Raw genomic sequence first — 18,967 nt, 5'->3', positions numbered from 1 at the left:
AATGAATAAGATTTACACAACGGTTTTGGTGTTGCTGCTGGCTTTGACAGCCGCGGCCTCTGCGATGGGTAACCGGGCAAAGTCCCAAATTTCGGGAAAATACGATTTTGAGGGCAGCATATCAAAAGATGTGCTTGAGAATTATCTTTCAAGGGCCATCACCCAGGGCGGTTTCTGTTATGAGCAGGATGGCGCAGTGTTCAATGAGAATCTCAGAATGCTCAAGAACATAGGCGCAAAGTTCATCGGAAGGGCGGCATTTGTATGGACGCCGGACATGCCCGATGAGAAACATTTCGAGATTGTCGCCGCCCGCGCAAAGCAGGCTCACAGGGCAGATCCGGAGTTTGTGCTTCAATGCTGCATATTCGAGGCTGTCTTCAAAAGCGACAATGAGCTGACCCGTTTCGGCGTTGATCAGATACGCATCCCCGAGTTTGTGTTCAAAGAGTTTGGCCTCCCTGTACAGGTAAGGAATTTCAGCTATGAGGCGATGCTGTACAAAGAAGGCCGGTACAAAGATCACTGGGTAAAGGGTGCATCTGTCCCCGATGTCAGCAAGATTGAGACACAGATGTATTTTTTCTACCGCGCTGCGCGGTATATCAATGCCGGTTTTGAGGGCATACACCTGGGCCAGATCGCCCTGATGAACGCCAACGACCCGGGTAATAAAATATGGTTCGAGCTTACAGAGAGGATACGCGGATATGCCCGCGAAAACGGCCGCCGCAAATTTGTTATGTTAGACGCTCACGTGCCCACCGGCGGCTATGTCTCAGACGAGGGCAGGCTGCTGCTTGATTTCCACTCGTTCCCCCAGCGGCCCAAAGAAATATGCGAAACACCGTATCACGCCGAACTGGAGATAGGTTACCATGATGCCATATTCAAGAGAAGCAAAGGCGGCATAACCCCCAGCGGCTGGAAGTGCGAGTCTCTGCCGTATCTTATCGAGCTGGACAACTCCGGCGCATCAAACCCCGGCGTGTGCGGCGGCGAGGAATGGTGGTGGCCGTGGGGCTGGGACGAGATTACATGGTTTTCCCACTGTGACGAGGATTACCGGAACTACTGGCTTGAGTACGTTGTCAACTGGCTCAAAGAAAACGATCCCGTAGGTCATCTCCAGATGCCCGGCTGCACAACCATTGCCGCCGACCCGATCGGTGATATCTGGACGTATCGGATTAACACAAAATCAGATGCCTGCCCAACCGGTTTCTCTCAGGAAGAGACGGTTAAGCGGCTCTGGTCTGAATAAATTGAATTTATAGATTATTCAGAAAGCAGATAGAAAATGAAAAAGATATTTATATTCAGCGGCATTGCGATCTCACTTGTGTTCTTTATCGGTTGTGAAGACAATACTACTCAATCTTCAAACCCGGCCCAGAAACGCGACACTGTAATATCCGAAAAATATGCTTTCAATGGGAGCATTTCTGAACGTGTTTTACGTAACTATCTTTCCCGGGCTATCACTCAAGGAGAACTTTGTCAGACTCGAAGTGATGCCGTTTTTAATGAAAATGTCAGGATGCTTAAGAGTATTGGCGCTAAATTTATTGGTAGAACCAGTTTTGTCTGGACTCCCGAAATTCCGGAAGAGCAGCATTTCGCGTTAGTGCAAAAAAGAGCAAAGCAGTTATTTGAGATTGACCCTGAATTTCTGCTTCAGTGTTCGATTTTCGAAGCTGTTTTCCACAGTAGCAATGAATTAACTAATTACGGTGTTGACTTAATACCGATACCTGAATATGTATTCAAAGAATTTGGATTACCGGTTGAACTTCGTAATTTTGATTATTATGCAATGCTTTATGGAAAGAACAAACTGTCAGACGAAGAATATTTGTACCACGACCACTGGGTAAAGGGGGCTTCAATACCTGATATCGCTTCAATCGAAACGCAAATGTATTTTTTTTACCGTGCATCTCGCTATATTGACGCAGGTATGGAGGCGATACATTTTGGACAAATCAGGACGATGGACGATAACGACCCCGAACATGAAATATCTTTTGAACTTCTTGGCAGGATTCGTGATTATGCTAAAAAGAATGCCAGGAGAAATTTTGTTATTTGCAGTGCACATGTTCCGGCATTGCATGGCAGTAATAAACCGCATGGAATCGTGAAAAACGGCAGGCTTTTGTTTGATTTCCATGTATTCCCGCTCAGGCCCAAAGAAATTTGCGGCCAGCCTTACCATACAATTCTTGAAGTTGGTTATCATGATTCTATTTATCAAAATAGCCTCGGCGGGATAACCCCAAGCGGTTGGAAATGCGATTCGCTTCCTTACTTTGTGGAATTTGATAATTCAGGGGCATCAAATCCAGGAATTTGTGGAACTAAAGAATGGTGGTGGCCGTGGGGTTGGGACGAAATATGCTGGTTTGCCCATTGCAGTAATGATTATCGAAACCAGTGGCTGGAATATGCTCATGGATGGATTCGAGATAACGCCCCCAACGGGTATCTCAGGGTTCCGGGATATATCACGATTGCTCCGGATCCAATTGGAGATGTTTGGACGTATCGGATTAACACAAAATCAGATGCCTGCCCAACCGGTTTCTCTCAGGAAGAGACGGTTAAGCGGCTCTGGTCAGAATAACCTTTGTTGATGAAATGAATACAATGAGAAAACAACTATACATTTTTGTACTGCTTGCAATTTATATCTTAACAGCATCGGCGTCTGATGAAAACAGCCGAAGGGACTACGGCTTTGACGGAAGTATCTCGCGGGAAGTCCTCCACAACTATCTCTCGCGGTCGATACATTATCTTGGGATGGCGGTATCGAGCCCGGAGGGGCCCTCGCCCAGCTTTGAAGATGACCTGGGGGTGGTGCTCAAGGCGGGGGCAAAGTATATTAGCAGATGCTCCTATGCATGGGATGTGCCGGCAGATGATGACGCCCATTTTCAAATCGCTAAGGAGCGTGCCGGTATAATACACAGGGCTGATCCGGAGATTATGCTGCAGGCGGACATCTTTGAGACGGTATATTCTGCAAAAGCCCCGGAGGCCGGCGACAGAGATTTCAGCAAAAACGGCGTTGAAAACATAAAGATACCCGCGTTTGCCTTCGAAGAGTTTGATCTGGAGCCCGAGGAGCGTACATTCCGTTACGAGGATATGATCTATAAAGACGGCCTCTGGCGAAACCGCTGGTGCCCGGGGGCGTCAGTTCCCGACATTACAAGCACCGAAACAAAGATGTGGGTTTTCTACCGCGCGAAAAAGTATATAGACGCCGGCTATGAATCCATTCAGCTCGGCCAGATTCAGCTCTTCACCGCCAAGGATTCCGACTGGCGGCACATGGAAGATATCATAAACAGGATACGCAGATACGGCAAAGAACATGCCCGCAGGAATTATGTACTTATCAGCGGCCATGTCAGCCTTGAAAGCCCGCACAAGATCGTCAAGGACGGCAAAATTCTGCTGGATTTTCTCCCATTTCCGCTGCGGCTCAAGAGCATACCGGCCAGCCCTCTGCACGCCTGTCTCGAGATGGGCTACATTGATTCCGTTTACGACGAAAAAATAACAGGTACCCACCCTTCGGGCTGGCAGTGTGAAGACTTGCCGATGGTGCTTGAGTTTGACAACTATTTCAACAGCCTGACAAACCCGGGAACTATTTTTCCATGGGGCACCGATGAGATAACCTGGTTTGCCAACCAGAAAGAGGACTACCGCAACGAATTCCTCAAATACGCCTGGGACTGGCTCTGGAAACACGATCCTAACAGTTATCTTAGTATGCCCGGCAGGCGCGTTTGCAGGGTTCCGGTGTACGAAAACGAAAACCCGATTACAGTCTCATATTACTGCAACAATCCCTCGCCGGCGTGTCCCGGAGGCTTCGGCCAGGAAGACGTAATCGCGGAAATATGGTCAAATCCGAATTATCAGGACAATTTCAACCGGCTTGTGCTGCATCTCGAGGACGGCGAGACCTCGCAGGGTATCAGGCTGGGCAGTTTGCAGGAAGATATGCCGGTCGAGAGGCTGAAACTGCTGTATCAGGCATACGGAGGTTTCACCCCGCCGCAGCAGCGTCGTAAAGCACTCAGGGCCCTCAGGGAAGAAAGCTGGAAAGAGATTGAAAAAATAGAGCAGTCCCAGAGTTATCAGAGAGAGGCCGAGCTGCTTAGAAAATAGCACAAAAACCTTTGTTCAGCGGCAGTAAAGGTCTTGCCGCCGATTTGAAATCAAAACGGGTTAGAATAATTAAAAGAGCAATGATTCCATGCAGTTACATATTGTCGATATACTGATTATAATTGGCTATCTTGTTCTGGTTGTTCTTGGAGGACTCTGGCTCTCCAGAAAGGCCAGGCAGGATATGGATTCATACTTCCTGGGCGGCAAGACGATACCCTGGTACCTGCTCTCGATATCCAACGGCTCGAGCATGTTCGATGTCGCCGGAACGATGTTCGGCGTGTATGTCTTTTTCACCTACGGCGTAAAGTCGCTGTGGTTCCTGTGGCTGTGGCCGGCGTTCAATCAGATATTCATGATGGTTTACCTCTCAAAGTGGGTGCGGCGTTCAAATGTCCTAACCGGCGGCGAGTGGATAGAAACCCGATTCGGCAGCGGCACCGGCGCGGAGCTGTGCCGGCTGAGCATTGTACTCTTTGCTATCATTTCAACGGTTTGCATGATAGCCATGGCGTTTGTCGGGATAGGCAAATTTGCGGCGGTATTTTTCAGCTGGGACGTTTCGCCGCATGTTTACGCCTTTATCTTTGTCACAGCTACAACGGTTTACGTGATATTCGGCGGCATGTACAGCGTTGTTCTTACCGATATCCTACAGTATGCTATTATGACGGTTGTATCTGTCGGCATTGCTGTTGTCGCGATAAACAAAGTCAGCCCCGAGCTGATCTGCTCAATGGTGCCCGATGGCTGGCTTGATATATCCTTTGGCCGAAGGCTTGAGCTTGACTGGTCAGAGAGACTGCCCGCCCTTAATGATAAAATAGCTCAGGAAGGTTTCACTCTCTTTGCCTATGTTGTTCTGATGTCTCTGTGGCAGGGAGTATTCAAGAGTATGGCAGGCCCGGGGCCCAATTATGATATGCAGAGGGTGCTTGCAACCAGAAGCCCGCGTGAATCGTCTCTGATGAGCGGTGCGGCCTCGGTTGTGGTTATGCTGCCGCGGTATTTGCTGATGTCGGCGCTGGCGGTTCTGGCTCTGGGTTTCTTTATGCCCGAGCTCAAGGCTATGGGCAGCGATGTGGATTTTGAGCAGGTGATGCCCGAGGTTATAGGCAACTTTTTGCCGGCAGGTCTCTCAGGGCTTATGCTGGCTGGTCTGTTGGCGGCGTTTATGAGCACGTTCGATTCTACAGTAAATGCCGGCGCCGCTTATATTGTAAACGATATATACAAGCGATACATAAACCCCGGCGCATCACAGTCAACATATATAAAGCTCAGCTATGCCGCTTCGATTGGAGTTGTGGTTCTGGGTATCATATTCGGCCTGACATCAAAAACCATTGTTGAGATAATGATGTGGCTGGTTGCGGGCCTCTTCGGCGGGTTTGCCGCGCCGAATGTGATAAGATGGCACTGGTGGAGATTCAACGGTTATGGGTATTTTGCCGGCATGATTACTGGAATGGTGATGGCGCTTGTTTACCCGAAGGCTTTCCCCTCGCTATCGCCGATAGAGGCGTTTCCCTATCTTTTCGGCGGCAGCGCGGCTATGTCTGTGATCGTAAGCCTGCTGACAAAACCAAATGATGATAAGGTATTGATTCCGTTCTACACCTCGGTCAGGCCCTGGGGCTTCTGGAAACCGGTGCACGAAAAAGTGCTAAGCCGGGACCCTGATTTTAAAACCGGAAACTGCTTAACCGCTGACGCGATAAGCGTTGGAACTGGGATAGTATGGCAGGTTACACTTGCGGCGATGCCCGTGTTCTTAGTTCTTAGAGAATGGAAAGGTTTCTGGATATCAGTCCTTGTATGCGGGATTACTTCTGCGGTTCTTAAGTTTACATGGTACGACAAGCTCGAAAATAGTTGACCGTGTTGATTATTTTCGTTTAATGATTATACAGCCGTTTGCTTTTTGAAAGGAAAATGATTCATGAAGAAAATATTGATAGTTTTATTCGCCGCTCTTCTGGCAGGTTTTGCAGGGGCGCAGCAAACCGATTATGACTCTCTAATTATAGATGATAATATTTTGACAGAGGCTATGGAAAATTCAAAGGATGTGATTCTAAGAAATAACGCGGCGTTTAATTCCCCGCAGATAACTCTTTCGATGTGCGTAAAGATAGACGACCTTGGCCGCGATCATATTCTGCTCGAAAAGTTCGAATGGCTCAAGAGCGGTTTTTACGTCAAATACGAAAAAACCCAGGGACTTTACGCCGAGGCGTTTGACGGCAGCGGAGCCAGGATTTTCGTCGGCTATGGTGAAATAAAGGCCGGCAAATGGTATAATATAGGATTCATCGCCGACGGTGTGCGGTTGCGGGCTTTCAAAAACGGCTATGAAACCGACGCCAGATATATCGACGATATTGCCTCCAATGACATGCCGCTGAAGATCCCTGCGAATACGGCGGTTGAGATTAAGGGGCTGGAGATTATCCCCGCCGGGCTTTCTATGAGCGAATACAGGCAGTTTATCTCAAAATACAGGATAAATAAGTTTTTCGACCTTGTACCTGACGGTAAGGTTGACCCGCTGGCAATAAGCGATGATGAGCTGTTTAAAAAGGCCAATCTGGTCAACGGCAATCTGTGGCGGCTGAAAAAAGTCATCGATAAAGCCAAAAACGGCGAGGATATCACAATCGGCTCGATCGGCGGCTCAATCACAATGGGGGCCTCCGCGACAACGCCGGAGAGAAGGTATCCAAACATAGCCGCCAAATGGTTTTGTGAAAGATTCCCCGATATAACTGTGCGGCTGTACAACAGCGGTATCGGCGCGACAGACTCTATGTATGGAACGTTTCGGGCCCAGAGCCACCTGCTCAGATACAAGCCCGACCTGGTGATTGTCGAATACTCCATAAACGACTCGGGTAACCCTTTCGGCAATGAGACAATGGAAGGGCTTCTGCGGCAGATACTTACCATGAAACACGAGCCGGCGGTTGTAATGTTGGCGATGATGAACGCCTGGGGCAAAAATGTGCAGGATAAGCACACTGCCGTAAGCGAATACTACGGCGTGCCGTTTGTCAGCTTCAGGGATGTGTTCGAAGATATGCTGGAACAGCACAAAATCAACAAAGATCAGGTGCTTGCAGACGATGTGCACCCAAACGACGCCGGACACGAGATCGCGGCGAGGCTGCTGAGCCTGAAATTCGAGCAGGCGGCCGGAGCGGCTAAGCAAAAAAAACCGTCGTTCAAACATAAGCCCTTGTACACCGACAAGTTCGAACATAGTGTTTTTCTTGAAGGCGGCGAGTTGAAGCCGTCCCTGGCAGAGGGCTGGAACCTGGAAGAACACGCCCGCAGCGGCGGCGGCTGGGAGATGAACGGCAGAAGGCTCATTGAAAAGGCCTGGACAACTCAAACTCTCGGCAGCAGTCTTGAGTTTGAATACGAAGGTACGTATCTGGCGATTAGCTACTGGTGCCAAAACGCCGATATGGGAAAAGCCGATGTTTATGTTGACGGCATCGAATACATGCAGCTTGACGGCTGGGGCCCGCAGACATGGGGCGGATATTCTCCAACCAGAACGGGAAAGGATCTTGACTTTGGAAAACACAAGGTGAAGATTGTCATCAGCGGTAAAAACGAAAACAGCGGTGGTTATGCATTTGATTTGATTTCCGCTGCTTTCGGCAAAAAAAACTGAATAATGTGTAAGGATATTTCCGCTGATACGCGGAGATTTCAGTAATGAATTGAACTGTAATTTAGAATAATTAGAAGAAAAATGACAAAAAAACAAATAAAAAAAACAGCACACATCGTTTCACATACACACTGGGATCGTGAATGGAGGTATCCTATCTGGCAGACAAGGGCTATGCTGCTGGAATTTATGGATGAGCTTGTAGAGCTTTTGGAAAAAGGCGATTATCCGGGTTTTCTGCTCGATGGACAGGTGATACCGGCGATTGATTATCTTGATATGCGGCCGGAAAAGACCGAGACGCTCAAAAGTCTCGTTAAAGCCGGCAAACTTGAGATCGGGCCCTGGTACATACTCCCCGATGAGTTCCCCCTCGACGGCGAGTCTCTTGTCCGCAACCTGCTTGTCGGCACACGCAAGGCAAAACAGCTTGGCGGCGGCATACGGATCGGTTATACGCCCTTCGGCTGGGGCCAGACCGCTCAGCTGCCGCAGATTTATGCCGGTTTCGGCATAGACGTCGCCCTTATCGGCAAAAAGGTCAGCAAAGACCGCGCCCCGAATTCAGAGTTTGCCTGGATAGCGCCCGACGGAAGCAGGCTTCTTTCCAGCCGGTTCGGAGATATCGGCCGCCAGAATTTCTATTTCATGATTCACCTCCACTCGCTTTTCGGGCGCAGCAATTTCAGCAACGAAGAATGGAAATATGACATAACAACTGACGGTGTCGCTTACCACAGGGCTGACCGGGATTTCATGGAACAGGATCATTTCCGCCTCGATGCTCCGGTTGACTGGCACCCTGAAATCATAACCCAGCAGCTGATCGATGATACCTGGAAGACGACCGACCAGAGCGTGCTGGAAAGTGACCGCCTGATGATGAACGGCTGCGACTATACCGCCGCACAGCCGCTTTTCCCCGAGATGCTCGAACGCATACGGAAGGTTGATACCGATCCTCAGCGGCAGTGGATACACACCACAATGGCTGAATTTGTTAAGCTGATAAGAGAGAAAATTGATATCTCAAAGCTCAAAGAGGTTCACGGCGAGCTCAGAGACGGGCCAATACAGGACGTTACCGGCAATGCGCTTGCCACAAGGGCGAATATCAAACAGAAAAACAAAAAAGCCGAGCAGATGCTGTTCCGTCTGGCAGAGCCGCTTAGTTTTATGAGCTTTGTGGCCGGCAGGCCCTGCCACGAGTGTATGCTTGAGCGGTCTCTGGATTATCTGCTCAAATCACAGCCGCACGACTCAATAAACGGCGTTACCCAGGACAAAACCGCCGAAGATACCCTTTACAGGCTTGATCAGAGCATTGAGCTTTCCAATACCGTTGCAGAGCAGGCGATGGGAAATATTGTAAAAGATATAGACCTGAGCGGCTATGACAAAGACAGCGTGATGCTGGTTGTGTTTAATTCTCTGCCTGATTCGAGAAGGGATGTTGTCGAGGCGTGGGTCAATCTGCCCGCAAAACCCGACAAAGACGTTTTCTGCGATATGGAGGGCGTTATTGTTTATGACGCGGACAACAACCCTGTTCCCATGCAGTGGAACGGCTGGGAAGATGAAAAATACTGTGTCGCCGAGCTGCATACAAGGGCGTTTCCCTACTACTGCGACCGGCACCGCATATACTTCGATACCGGCGAAATACCCGCCGGCGGCTACAAGGTATTCCGTGTTTGCCACCGCGACCAGGCCGATGCCGCGGATCTCGGTAAGTCCGACTGGTCAGATTCACAGTGTCAGACAGGAACACTGCTCACCGGCCCTGATTCCATGGAAAACGAATACCTGCGTATCGAGATGAACCCCAACGGCACGTTTGATATGACCTGCAAACAGACCGGCGAGGTTTACAAGAAGCTCAACTATTTCGAAGACCGCGGCGAGCAAGGCAACTACTGGGTTAATGAAAGGCCGATGCATGACCAGGTGCACACATCTCTGGGTTCCAACGCCCGGATATGGTCCCAGGACAGCGGCCCTGTCCAGGCAACCCTCGTCAGCGAGGTTGCGATGAGCCTGCCTGCAAAGGGTATCCCGCAGCAGAAACGCCGCGGCGATGAGCTCAAAGACCTGCTTATCCGCAGTTATATAACGCTGAAGAAAGGGCAAAAGCATGTTGATGTTACCGTTGAACTCGATAACTGCCATCAGGACCATTACCTGCGGGCGATGTTCCCCACCGGCCTTACCGGTGCGGAGTACGCCGATGCCGGCGGCCATTTCATTGTTGACCGCCGTCCGGTCAAGCCGCTTGGCCCCTCCCAGTCAGTATCGTGGCGTGACATGGCAACCCAGCCCCACAACAGGTTTGTTGACATAAGCGACGGTAAAAGCGGGTTTGCGTTAATAAACCAGGGCCTGAGCGAATATGAACTTACAAATACCAAAGACCGTGTTCTGGCTCTTTCTCTGTTTAGGTCAGTGAAAAACTGGATCTGCACCGAAAGGGCAGGCTCAGACTTTCCCTCGCAGAAGGGCGGTCAGCTGCCGGGCAGTCATAAATACAAATACGCGATTATGCCGCACAAGGGTACCTGGCGGGACGCGGGCGTATTGAAGCTCTCTGAAACGTTTAACAATCCTGTTATACCGATACAGACCAACGCCTCCGCCGGCTCGCTTGATTCAAAAGAAAAGTCTTTCTTCAGCATAAACAATCCGAATTTAGGGTTTTCGGCGTTTAAAAGGGCTGAAGATTCAAATTCGTATATTCTAAGGGTTTATAATCCGGCAGATGCTCTTGAGCAGGCCGTGCTTAACGTGCCCGACGGCATTAGCGGAGCATGGCTGGTAAACCTCGACGAGCAAAGGCTTGAAGAAATTCCCGTCAAAGAAGGTAAAATGGTTGCTTTTAATGCCCCGGCTTATAAGATAGTAAGTATCGAGATTGCTGTATAAATCCGCGGCAAAAGCATTTTTACTTTAAAGAGGTAAGATTATGAACAGAAGAGACTTTCTAAAAACAGCAGGGATACTGGCAATGGGTATGAGCGCCAAGCTGCCGGCGAAAAAACCGGTTAAGCAGCCCAATATCCTTTTCTTTTTCTCTGATGACCATTCACTCCAGACTCTTGGAGCCTACGACTCCAGGATGAAAGATTTTATCAAAAAACATAATATTACCCCCAACATTGACAGGCTCGCCGATGAAGGCGCTCTCTTTGAAAACAGTTTTGTCGCCAACTCAATCTGCGGCCCCAGCAGGGCATGTATCCTTACCGGCAAGCACAGCCATATAAACGGTTTCAGGGATAATCATGACGTGTTCGACTCTTCGCAGTGGACATTTGCAAGAGAGCTGCATGGAGCCGGTTATCAGACGTCCATAATTGGTAAATGGCATCTGGTTTCTCAACCGCAGGGTTTTGACGATTACGCAATCCTGCCCGGTCAGGGAGTGTATTACAATCCCGATTTTATAACCAAATCTTCTGATAAAAAGGTTCGCAAACAGGGCTACTGTTCAGACATTATCGGCGATATGACGATTGACTGGCTTGATAAGAAAAGAGACAAATCAAAGCCGTTTTTCCTGTGCAGCTGGCACAAAGCGCCTCATCGTACATGGATGCCGCACCCAAGGCATTTTGACCTGATTGAAGACGTTGATGTGCCGGAGCCGGAGAACCTTTTCGACGATTACCAGGGGCGGACTTCCGCCGCAAGCGAGCAGGAGATGACTGTAAGAGACCATCTCAATATAGCCTTTGACCTCAAGGTTACGCCTCCGTTTGAAACCTCCACCCTGGATGAGATAAAGAATTCAGCCCCTGAAACCGAGTCAATGGACAGGACAACCCCCGCAGAGTTCAACAGAATGACTCCCGAGCAGAAAAAGGCCTGGGACGAATACTATGTGCCCCGCAACGAAAAATACAGGTCTGACAATCTCACCGGCAAAGACCTCATCCGATGGAAATATCAGGCATACCTCAAGGATTATATCAGGTGTATCAAGGCAATGGACGAAAACGTCGGCAAGGTTATGGATTATCTAAAAGAAAACGGCCTTGATGAGAATACCATCGTTATATACAGCTCTGATCAGGGCTTCTACAACGGCGAACACGGCTGGTACGATAAACGCTGGATGTACGAAGAATCCCTTCGCAACCCGCTTATTATAAAATGGCCCGGTGTTGCCAAACCCGGCAGCCGGCCCGAAGCTATGGTTCAGAATATCGACTACGCCCCGACTCTGCTTGAGGCGGCGGGTTTGGAAATTCCTCAGGACGTGCAGGGCGAATCCTTTCTCCCTATCCTTAAGGGCAATAAACCCCGCAACTGGAGAGAGAGCATACTCTACACCTACTACGAGAAGGGCACCCACGCCGTTGCCCCGCACCGCGGTGTAAGAAATAATCGCTACAAGCTCATTGAATTTTACTCAAAAGGCGAGTGGGAATTTTATGATTTGAAAAAAGACCCGCTGGAAATGCAAAGCGAGTATGACAACCCGAAATATCAGAAGATAATTTCAGAGATGAAAGAAGAGCTTAAGCGTCTTATGGCTCAGTACAAGCTCACATGATTTTTGGGTCTGCCGGTTTATTCGAAAATCGGCGGTTATTTATCTCGTTAAATGTGTTGGCGAATTTTAAGCCGGCATACCGAAAAATGTATATACTTAAATTTTACAAATAAAGGCAGAAATGAATAGATTTGATTTATCAGAACTAAAATGGACAGTATCCGGTTATGCACCTCTTGAGTGGGAGTGCGGCCGCTCTATGGAATTAGGCACCGAGCCGAAAATTGACACTTTTCCGGTCCCGGCTAAGGTTCCGGGCTCTGTCCAGGCGGCTTTGCTCGAGGCGGGCGTTATTCCCGATTGGAATGTTGGGCTAAACTCCAAGCAGCTTGAATGGGTTGAAAACCGACACTGGCTCTACGAGGCAACTCTGCCGGCGGGCTGGTTCACACCCGGCAAGAAATACCGGCTTCGGGCGTGCGGGCTTGACAGTCACGGAACGATATACCTCAACAGAAAGCCCGTTTACACTTTCAGCAACTGCCACATTGAGCATGTTTTTGAGATTGAGGAAGATATATCACAAAATGACAGCCTTTTACAGATTATGTTCCATACATCGCCCAGATGGCTGGGTCAGAGCAACTATTCTTCTAAAATACGAGACTGGAAGCCGCGTTTCTACTACACCTGGGACTGGACAAGCCGCGTGGTGCAGATTGGAATATGGGATAATATCTATATTGAAGAAGTAAACGCAAGCGAGCTTTCGGCTCTCAATATCTGCGCCGATTATGACTGCCAAAGCCGAAAAGGCTCACTTTCATGCCGCTCAAACGGCAGTTTCGCCAAAGATGATTATGTCCTCATAGAGGTTTCTGATGATAATTCCCCGGTCGCAACCGGCAGGTACGCCGCCCCAGAGCTGACCGGCGGTATTGAGCTTGAAAATCTCAAGATTGACCCCTGGCAGCCCAACGGCTCAGGCAAGCCCAAAACCTACGCATTCAAAATCGGGCTTTATGATTCCAATGACAACCTGCTTGATAGCGTAGAAAAGTTTATAGGTTTTAAACGAGTTACCTGGAAAGCCTGCCTCGATGCACCCGAGAAGGCCGACCCCTGGATCTGCAATATAAACGGCGAAGATACTTTTCTCCAGGGCGTAAACTGGGTTCCGATACGGCCTAATTTCGCTGATTTGACAATTGACGATTATCGGAAACGGCTTGAGCTCTACGCTGATTCGGGCGTAAACGTCTTGCGTATGTGGGGCGGGGCCACCATCGAAAAGGGCTGGTTTTATGACATCTGCGACCGGCTTGGCCTGCTCGTGTGGCAGGAAATGCCCATATCTTCTTCTGGTATAGAGAATTATCCGCCCGACGATCCGGAAATGGTCTCACAGTATCTCGAAATAACCCGCTCATATCTCCAGCGGCTCAGCAGTCATCCGTGCCTGTTTCTCTGGTGCGGCGGCAATGAGCTCACAGAAGCCGTCGGCAATACACCGCTGACGATGGAGCATCCTATGTTCGCGGCGGCAAATGAGCTTATTGAGAAAGAATATCCTCAGTACAGATTTGTCGCTACCTCGCCGACAGGGCCTTACTTCTGCGCGGACGAAAAAAATTACGGCAAGGGTGTTCACTGGGATATACACGGGCCGTGGAACGCGAAGGGCGACCTGGACGAAAAATGGCAGAGCTACTGGGACAATGATGATTCTCTGTTCCGCTCAGAACTCGGGGCACCCGGGGCAAGCAGTGTTGAAATTATAGAAAAATATGCCGGAGACTGTGATACTTACCCTGCTTTTGATAACCCGCTCTGGCAGCGTACCGGCTGGTGGCTCGAGGTTAAACAGTTCGAAAAGGAAAAAGGCCGCAAACCCGACGCTCTGGCAGAATATGTCCGGTGGTCACAGCAGCGCCAGGCCAAAATACTCATAAAGGCTGTGGGCAGCTGCAAAAACAGGTTCCCCCGCTGCGGCGGCGTGATACTGTGGATGGGGCACGACTGCTTCCCGTGTACGGCAAATACTGCGGTTGTTGACTTCGAAGGTGAGCCAAAGCCCGCTCTTGAGGAGCTGAAAAAGATATTTAAACAGTGATTTTGCCGAAAAAAAACGATACATTATAAGTCCTTTTAAAATAGGCATATACATTTACTGATGCGGCTGTTTTTTTCAGTTTTAGCCGCTGGTACGCAAAATAGTGTTGATTTTTATCAATATCTATGATATAAACACACGTCTTTATAAGGTGTGAAGTGTTATTTTTCCACCCTTTTCAGGCCAAACGCCGCTCTTGTTTGTCTGTAGTAAACAATTTGCTGGCGGCAATTTAAATGTTTTATCAGGATCTGCCGTTTTGGTAAATGCGCAGTGTCTATGCAGATAAAACCTGTTCTGTTTCTACAGGCAGGAATCGTGTTGTTATTGTTGATAAGACTTACGAAAAAAGATATACAAGGACTACTATGCTGAAAACAGTAAACTATCAGGAATTTTTGGACGAGCATTCCAATATGGCTCTGACAAATAATCGTATTCCCGCAGAACAATACCCTTATTTTAACGTCAAACGCGGCCTTCGTAACAGCGATGGTACCGGTGTTCTCGTTGGTCTGACCGAAATTGGCGATGTAACCGGATATATTGTTGAGGAACATGAGAAGATTCCAGTTGAGGGTGCGCTGCGATACCGCGGGATATCAATCGATAAGCTCGTTGCCGGTTTCCAGGCATCCGGTCGCCCGGGCTTTGAAGAGGCTAGCTACCTTCTGCTCTTTGGCGATCTGCCGACAAGGAAGAAACTCGACCAGTTCAATGAAATACTCGAGAGCAGCCGGAAACTGCCTGCCGGTTTTGTGGAAAACATGATTCTTGAGGCTCCCAGCCGCAATATCATGAACAAACTCGCCAGAAGTATCCTTGCACTCTACTCTTACGACGATGATGCCGAAGGTCGGGCTATTACCAATGTCCTGCGGCAGTGCATTGAGCTGATCGCAAGGTTCCCTATCATGATTGCGTATGCCTATCAGGCCAAGATGCACAATTATAACAAGAAGAGCCTCTATATTCACAACCCTGACCCGGGCCTGAGCACAGCGGAAAACTTTCTGCGGCTGATTCGGCCCAACAAGGAATTCACAAAACTCGAGGCGGAAATTCTGGATTTGGCACTTGTGCTTCATGCTGAGCACGGCGGAGGTAACAACTCGACTTTCACGACTCATGTTGTTATGTCCTCTGATACTGATGTTTATTCGGCGATAGCGGCGGCGGTCGGCTCTCTAAAGGGCTCCAAACACGGCGGAGCAAATAATAAAGTTGTTGCCATGATGGAAAACTTCAAGGAGAACATCAAGGACTGGAATGATCTTGACGAAGTAGAGCGTTATCTCGAAAAGGTCATAAACAAAGAAGCCTACGACAAGACGGGCCTGGTTTACGGTCTCGGACATGCGGTATATACCAAATCTGACCCAAGAGCGATTATCCTTTATGATAAGCTCAACGAGCTTGCCAAGGAAAAAGGCGTGATGGATGAGGTACAGCTTTACAGAAACGTCGAAAAACTCGGCCCTGAAGTATTCAAACGCGTCAAGAACAACGACAAGATAATAAGCGCCAATGTGGACTTCTATTCCGGCTTTATATACAAAATACTGGGCATTAACCCCGACCTCTACACGCCAATCTTCGCGATGGCAAGGGTCGCCGGCTGGGCGGCACACATTCTCGAGGAAATAGTCTCCGGCGGCAGGATTATGAGGCCCGCTTACAAGGCTGTTTGCAAAAGGCGGGAGTATGTTCCAATGGAGCAAAGACAGCAATAAAAAACAACTAAAGCCCTGCCTTTAAAACCGGCAAACAGATGCGTTTCTGTGCGGCTTAAGGTTAAATTTTTTGAAAAATATCGTTTTTTACTTTACAAAATCGCCAAAAACCTTAAAGTACTCGTTCTAATTACATATTGGTGAATAGTTTAATTAACGTATCCCCTTAATTATAAGGAATATATAATGGCACATAAGAAAGGTCAAGGTTCCTCAAGGAACGGTAGAGACAGTAACGCCCAGAGGCGTGGTATTAAAATTTACGGCGGCCAGAAGGCCAAAGCCGGAGCGATAATTGTACGTCAGTGCGGAACAAAGTTCCACCCGGGCTTCAACGTAGGCATGGGTAACGACTACACTATCTACGCACTGGCAGACGGCCAGGTACGCTTCCAGGGAAAACGCATCCATATCGATGTCCCCCAGGCGTAAATCCGCCTAAAACAAAATCATATAGAATCTAAAGGGCTGCTCTTACCGGGCGGCCTTTTTTATTGAATATCACGAGCCGGATAATTGTGTATAGCATAATTTCGTGTTATTCTTTGACTTACGGGGTTTTATCAATACAATCTTTCCTATGAAATCTCAGACGTTCAGACAATGGCGAAAAAAGCATCTCAAGCATAACAGGGTACTTAACTACCTTGGCTATATTGCTTTGCGCGGTTTAGTAGGTTTTCTGCTGATTCTGGGGCTTGATCGCTCGCTGCGTCTGGCAAAACGTGCCGGCACACTGCTTTGGAAACACTCAAAACGCCACCGCGAAAGAGCAATGTCTAACCTTCAGGCTGCGTTTCCCGAAAAGGACCATCAGTGGCACGTAGAGACCGGCGTAAAGAGTTTCCAGAATCTGGCGATGATGGTTATCGACATTATCTACACGCCCCGGCTTGTCCGCAAAGGTAACTGGCGCGAGTTTTCGAGGTTTATAAACGCCGAGCGGGTCAAATGGATTGTAAAAGAGCACAAGGGAACAGTGCTTCTCACGCCGCATTACGGGAATTTTGAGATTACAGGTTACATGTTCGGCCTATACGGCTTTGACCTCTACTCCATCGCCCGACCGCTGGACAACCCGTATATCAGCCGCTGGCTATACGGCATACGCGAGGAAAAGGGCCAGAAGATTATCGACAAAAAAGGTGCCTCCGAACACATGCACGATATACTCGGCAAAGGAGCTACGCTGGGATTCATCGCCGACCAGGACGCAGGGCGAAAGGGCGTTTTCGTGGACTTCTTCGGCCGCAAAGCCAGTACATACAAGAGTATAGGTCTGGTTGCCATGGAGTACAACGTGCCCATAGTTGTGGGCGTGAGCCGGCGTGTTGATGAGCGGTTCTTCTTTGAGATGGAATGCGGCAGGATCATCGAACCGCATGAATGGAAGGACAAGGAAAAACCGCTGGAATGGATCACCCAGGAATTCTCAACCGAGATGGAACGGCTAATCCGCAAAGCCCCTGAGCAATACTGGTGGATACACCGCCGCTGGAAAACCCCGCCCGGCCGAAAACGAAATCGCAAGGTCAGCCCGAGCATGTAAACCGTTTATATTTCATGCGTTAGCGTGCTTAGTAGAGAAAATTCACGAATTTTATCAGAAGCTATTTGTCTCCTCTGAATTCCCGGATAGTATTTGTCATGGCGTAGTAGCCTTCTACCGGTACATAGTGAGGTACAGAATTGCCCGAGCCGAACGCTACGCCGCCGTGTCCCATGGATTTTTCGAGTATATCCAAAGTGTATGCGCGTATCTCATCGGGGCTTTGCCGGCAGATCACGTCCATATCAATGCCGCCGAAGTTGCCGATGCGGTCGCCGTACCTCTCGATCCAGTCGGTAAACGGTGCGATGGCATCTTCGTTGGAGTGCTTGGCGTCGATCTTAGCCTCTTCGATAATATCGTCCATCACGTTGAAAATACAGCCGCACGTGTGCAGCAGGAACGGTTTGTTGTATGAATGGACGATGTCGGTAATCTTTCTGTACTGGGGGATTACGTGTTTTTTGATGTCCTCTGCGCTTAGAAGTGATGAGGACTTGTAGCCCAGGTCGTCGCCGAAACGCATCACCGCGTATATATCGCTGTAGGTTTCCATAAACCGCTTCCAGATCCCGGCGTTTATATCGCCGACAGTGGTGAAAAGCTCCGCATAGAGCTGCGGGTCGTCATACGAAATCAGGCACAGGTTCTGGTAGCCGGTAATCTCCTGTACGCATTCGAATACGCCGTTTCCGACGCCGCCGACGGCCTTCATACCCTCGGGCATGAATTCACACAGCAGGTCAAAATACGGCGTGTACATCCTGAAGAAGTTCTCTTCAATTTTGTCCCAGGGATATTTTTCGAAGTCTTCTCGATTTTGTATCTCGCCGGGTTTGTGCCCGCTCAGCGAACCGCTGCCCGGCATCGCGGCACCAATACAGCACTCAAAAGATACCGTATCATAGCCTGTATCGAGGAAAAATCCGCAAAACCTGCGCATGTATTCACGCAGGTCGTCTGCCTTGCCGTTAGTCGCCAGATCGAGCATGTCAATGCCGAATACCTTGCTAAGGAACGGGGCATCTACGTTGTGGTCGTAGAGCGGAATGCGTTTTGGCTCAATGTTGTTAGCCGCGTCAATCAGATGATTATAATCCGGTTCAAATTTACTCATAATTGATTACCTTTATAAAACTTTACTTAGTTAGCCGCCATGAATTATAACTGGTTTTATTTGTCTTTCTTCATCAATTTTACCACCATT

12 protein-coding genes are annotated in these 18,967 nt (G+C 48.9%); 11 read left to right on the top strand and 1 reads right to left on the bottom strand.

From position 1 onward, the window contains the following. Window position 1 precedes the first annotated feature (1 nt). From SMSP2_RS10425 to SMSP2_RS10375, 11 genes are all read left to right on the top strand, one after another. Entirely contained in the window at window positions 2-1,264 is a 1,263-nt protein-coding gene (locus tag SMSP2_RS10425) for a hypothetical protein (RefSeq protein WP_222566328.1), read from the top strand. 36 nt (window positions 1,265-1,300) lie between these two features. Further along, window positions 1,301-2,626 carry a hypothetical protein gene (locus SMSP2_RS10420; RefSeq protein ID WP_146683888.1) on the top strand — a complete coding sequence of 442 codons (1,326 nt, stop codon included), beginning with the start codon at window positions 1,301-1,303 and terminating at the stop codon, window positions 2,624-2,626. Window positions 2,627-2,649: 23 nt separating this feature from the next. Further along, window positions 2,650-4,188 (top strand): hypothetical protein, encoded by a 1,539-nt coding sequence (locus tag SMSP2_RS10415; protein WP_146683887.1) that lies wholly within the window; start codon window positions 2,650-2,652, stop codon window positions 4,186-4,188. An 88-nt stretch (window positions 4,189-4,276) separates the two neighbouring features. Then, entirely contained in the window at window positions 4,277-6,070 is a 1,794-nt protein-coding gene (locus SMSP2_RS10410) for a sodium:solute symporter family protein (RefSeq protein ID WP_146683886.1), read from the top strand. A gap of 63 nt (window positions 6,071-6,133) precedes the next feature. After that, window positions 6,134-7,873 (top strand): SGNH/GDSL hydrolase family protein, encoded by a 1,740-nt coding sequence (locus tag SMSP2_RS10405; RefSeq protein ID WP_146683885.1) that lies wholly within the window; start codon window positions 6,134-6,136, stop codon window positions 7,871-7,873. An 81-nt stretch (window positions 7,874-7,954) separates the two neighbouring features. Next, window positions 7,955-10,792, top strand: a complete 2,838-nt coding sequence (locus SMSP2_RS10400; RefSeq protein WP_146683884.1) for an alpha-mannosidase — start codon at window positions 7,955-7,957, stop codon at window positions 10,790-10,792. Between the two features lie 40 nt (window positions 10,793-10,832). After that, window positions 10,833-12,425 carry a sulfatase family protein gene (locus tag SMSP2_RS10395; protein WP_146683883.1) on the top strand — a complete coding sequence of 531 codons (1,593 nt, stop codon included), beginning with the start codon at window positions 10,833-10,835 and terminating at the stop codon, window positions 12,423-12,425. 121 nt (window positions 12,426-12,546) lie between these two features. After that, window positions 12,547-14,478 (top strand): glycosyl hydrolase 2 galactose-binding domain-containing protein, encoded by a 1,932-nt coding sequence (locus tag SMSP2_RS10390; RefSeq protein ID WP_146683882.1) that lies wholly within the window; start codon window positions 12,547-12,549, stop codon window positions 14,476-14,478. Window positions 14,479-14,846: 368 nt separating this feature from the next. Beyond that, complete coding sequence (locus tag SMSP2_RS10385; RefSeq protein ID WP_146683881.1) at window positions 14,847-16,211, top strand: citrate/2-methylcitrate synthase; 1,365 nt, start codon at window positions 14,847-14,849, stop codon at window positions 16,209-16,211. Window positions 16,212-16,397: 186 nt separating this feature from the next. Beyond that, complete coding sequence (gene rpmA, locus SMSP2_RS10380; RefSeq protein ID WP_146683880.1) at window positions 16,398-16,643, top strand: 50S ribosomal protein L27; 246 nt, start codon at window positions 16,398-16,400, stop codon at window positions 16,641-16,643. 148 nt (window positions 16,644-16,791) lie between these two features. After that, window positions 16,792-17,760 (top strand): lysophospholipid acyltransferase family protein, encoded by a 969-nt coding sequence (locus SMSP2_RS10375; protein ID WP_146683879.1) that lies wholly within the window; start codon window positions 16,792-16,794, stop codon window positions 17,758-17,760. 61 nt (window positions 17,761-17,821) lie between these two features. Here the strand turns inward: SMSP2_RS10375 and SMSP2_RS10370 are convergent, their stop codons facing one another. Beyond that, entirely contained in the window at window positions 17,822-18,877 is a 1,056-nt protein-coding gene (locus SMSP2_RS10370; protein WP_146683878.1) for a uroporphyrinogen decarboxylase family protein, read from the bottom strand. Window positions 18,878-18,967: the final 90 nt, after the last annotated feature.

The sequence above is a fragment of the Limihaloglobus sulfuriphilus genome (genome assembly GCF_001999965.1).
GTDB lineage: Bacteria > Planctomycetota > Phycisphaerae > Sedimentisphaerales > Sedimentisphaeraceae > Limihaloglobus > Limihaloglobus sulfuriphilus.
This window is presented reverse-complemented; position numbering and strand designations above follow the sequence as displayed.

Coding starts and splice junctions, on each gene's coding strand:
- SMSP2_RS10425 (WP_222566328.1), top strand. CDS start 2: ATGAATAAGATTTACACAACGGTTTTGGTGTTGCTGCTGGCTTTGACA.
- SMSP2_RS10420 (WP_146683888.1), top strand. CDS start 1,301: ATGAAAAAGATATTTATATTCAGCGGCATTGCGATCTCACTTGTGTTC.
- SMSP2_RS10415 (WP_146683887.1), top strand. CDS start 2,650: ATGAGAAAACAACTATACATTTTTGTACTGCTTGCAATTTATATCTTA.
- SMSP2_RS10410 (WP_146683886.1), top strand. CDS start 4,277: ATGCAGTTACATATTGTCGATATACTGATTATAATTGGCTATCTTGTT.
- SMSP2_RS10405 (WP_146683885.1), top strand. CDS start 6,134: ATGAAGAAAATATTGATAGTTTTATTCGCCGCTCTTCTGGCAGGTTTT.
- SMSP2_RS10400 (WP_146683884.1), top strand. CDS start 7,955: ATGACAAAAAAACAAATAAAAAAAACAGCACACATCGTTTCACATACA.
- SMSP2_RS10395 (WP_146683883.1), top strand. CDS start 10,833: ATGAACAGAAGAGACTTTCTAAAAACAGCAGGGATACTGGCAATGGGT.
- SMSP2_RS10390 (WP_146683882.1), top strand. CDS start 12,547: ATGAATAGATTTGATTTATCAGAACTAAAATGGACAGTATCCGGTTAT.
- SMSP2_RS10385 (WP_146683881.1), top strand. CDS start 14,847: ATGCTGAAAACAGTAAACTATCAGGAATTTTTGGACGAGCATTCCAAT.
- rpmA (WP_146683880.1), top strand. CDS start 16,398: ATGGCACATAAGAAAGGTCAAGGTTCCTCAAGGAACGGTAGAGACAGT.
- SMSP2_RS10375 (WP_146683879.1), top strand. CDS start 16,792: ATGAAATCTCAGACGTTCAGACAATGGCGAAAAAAGCATCTCAAGCAT.
- SMSP2_RS10370 (WP_146683878.1), bottom strand. CDS start 18,877: ATGAGTAAATTTGAACCGGATTATAATCATCTGATTGACGCGGCTAAC.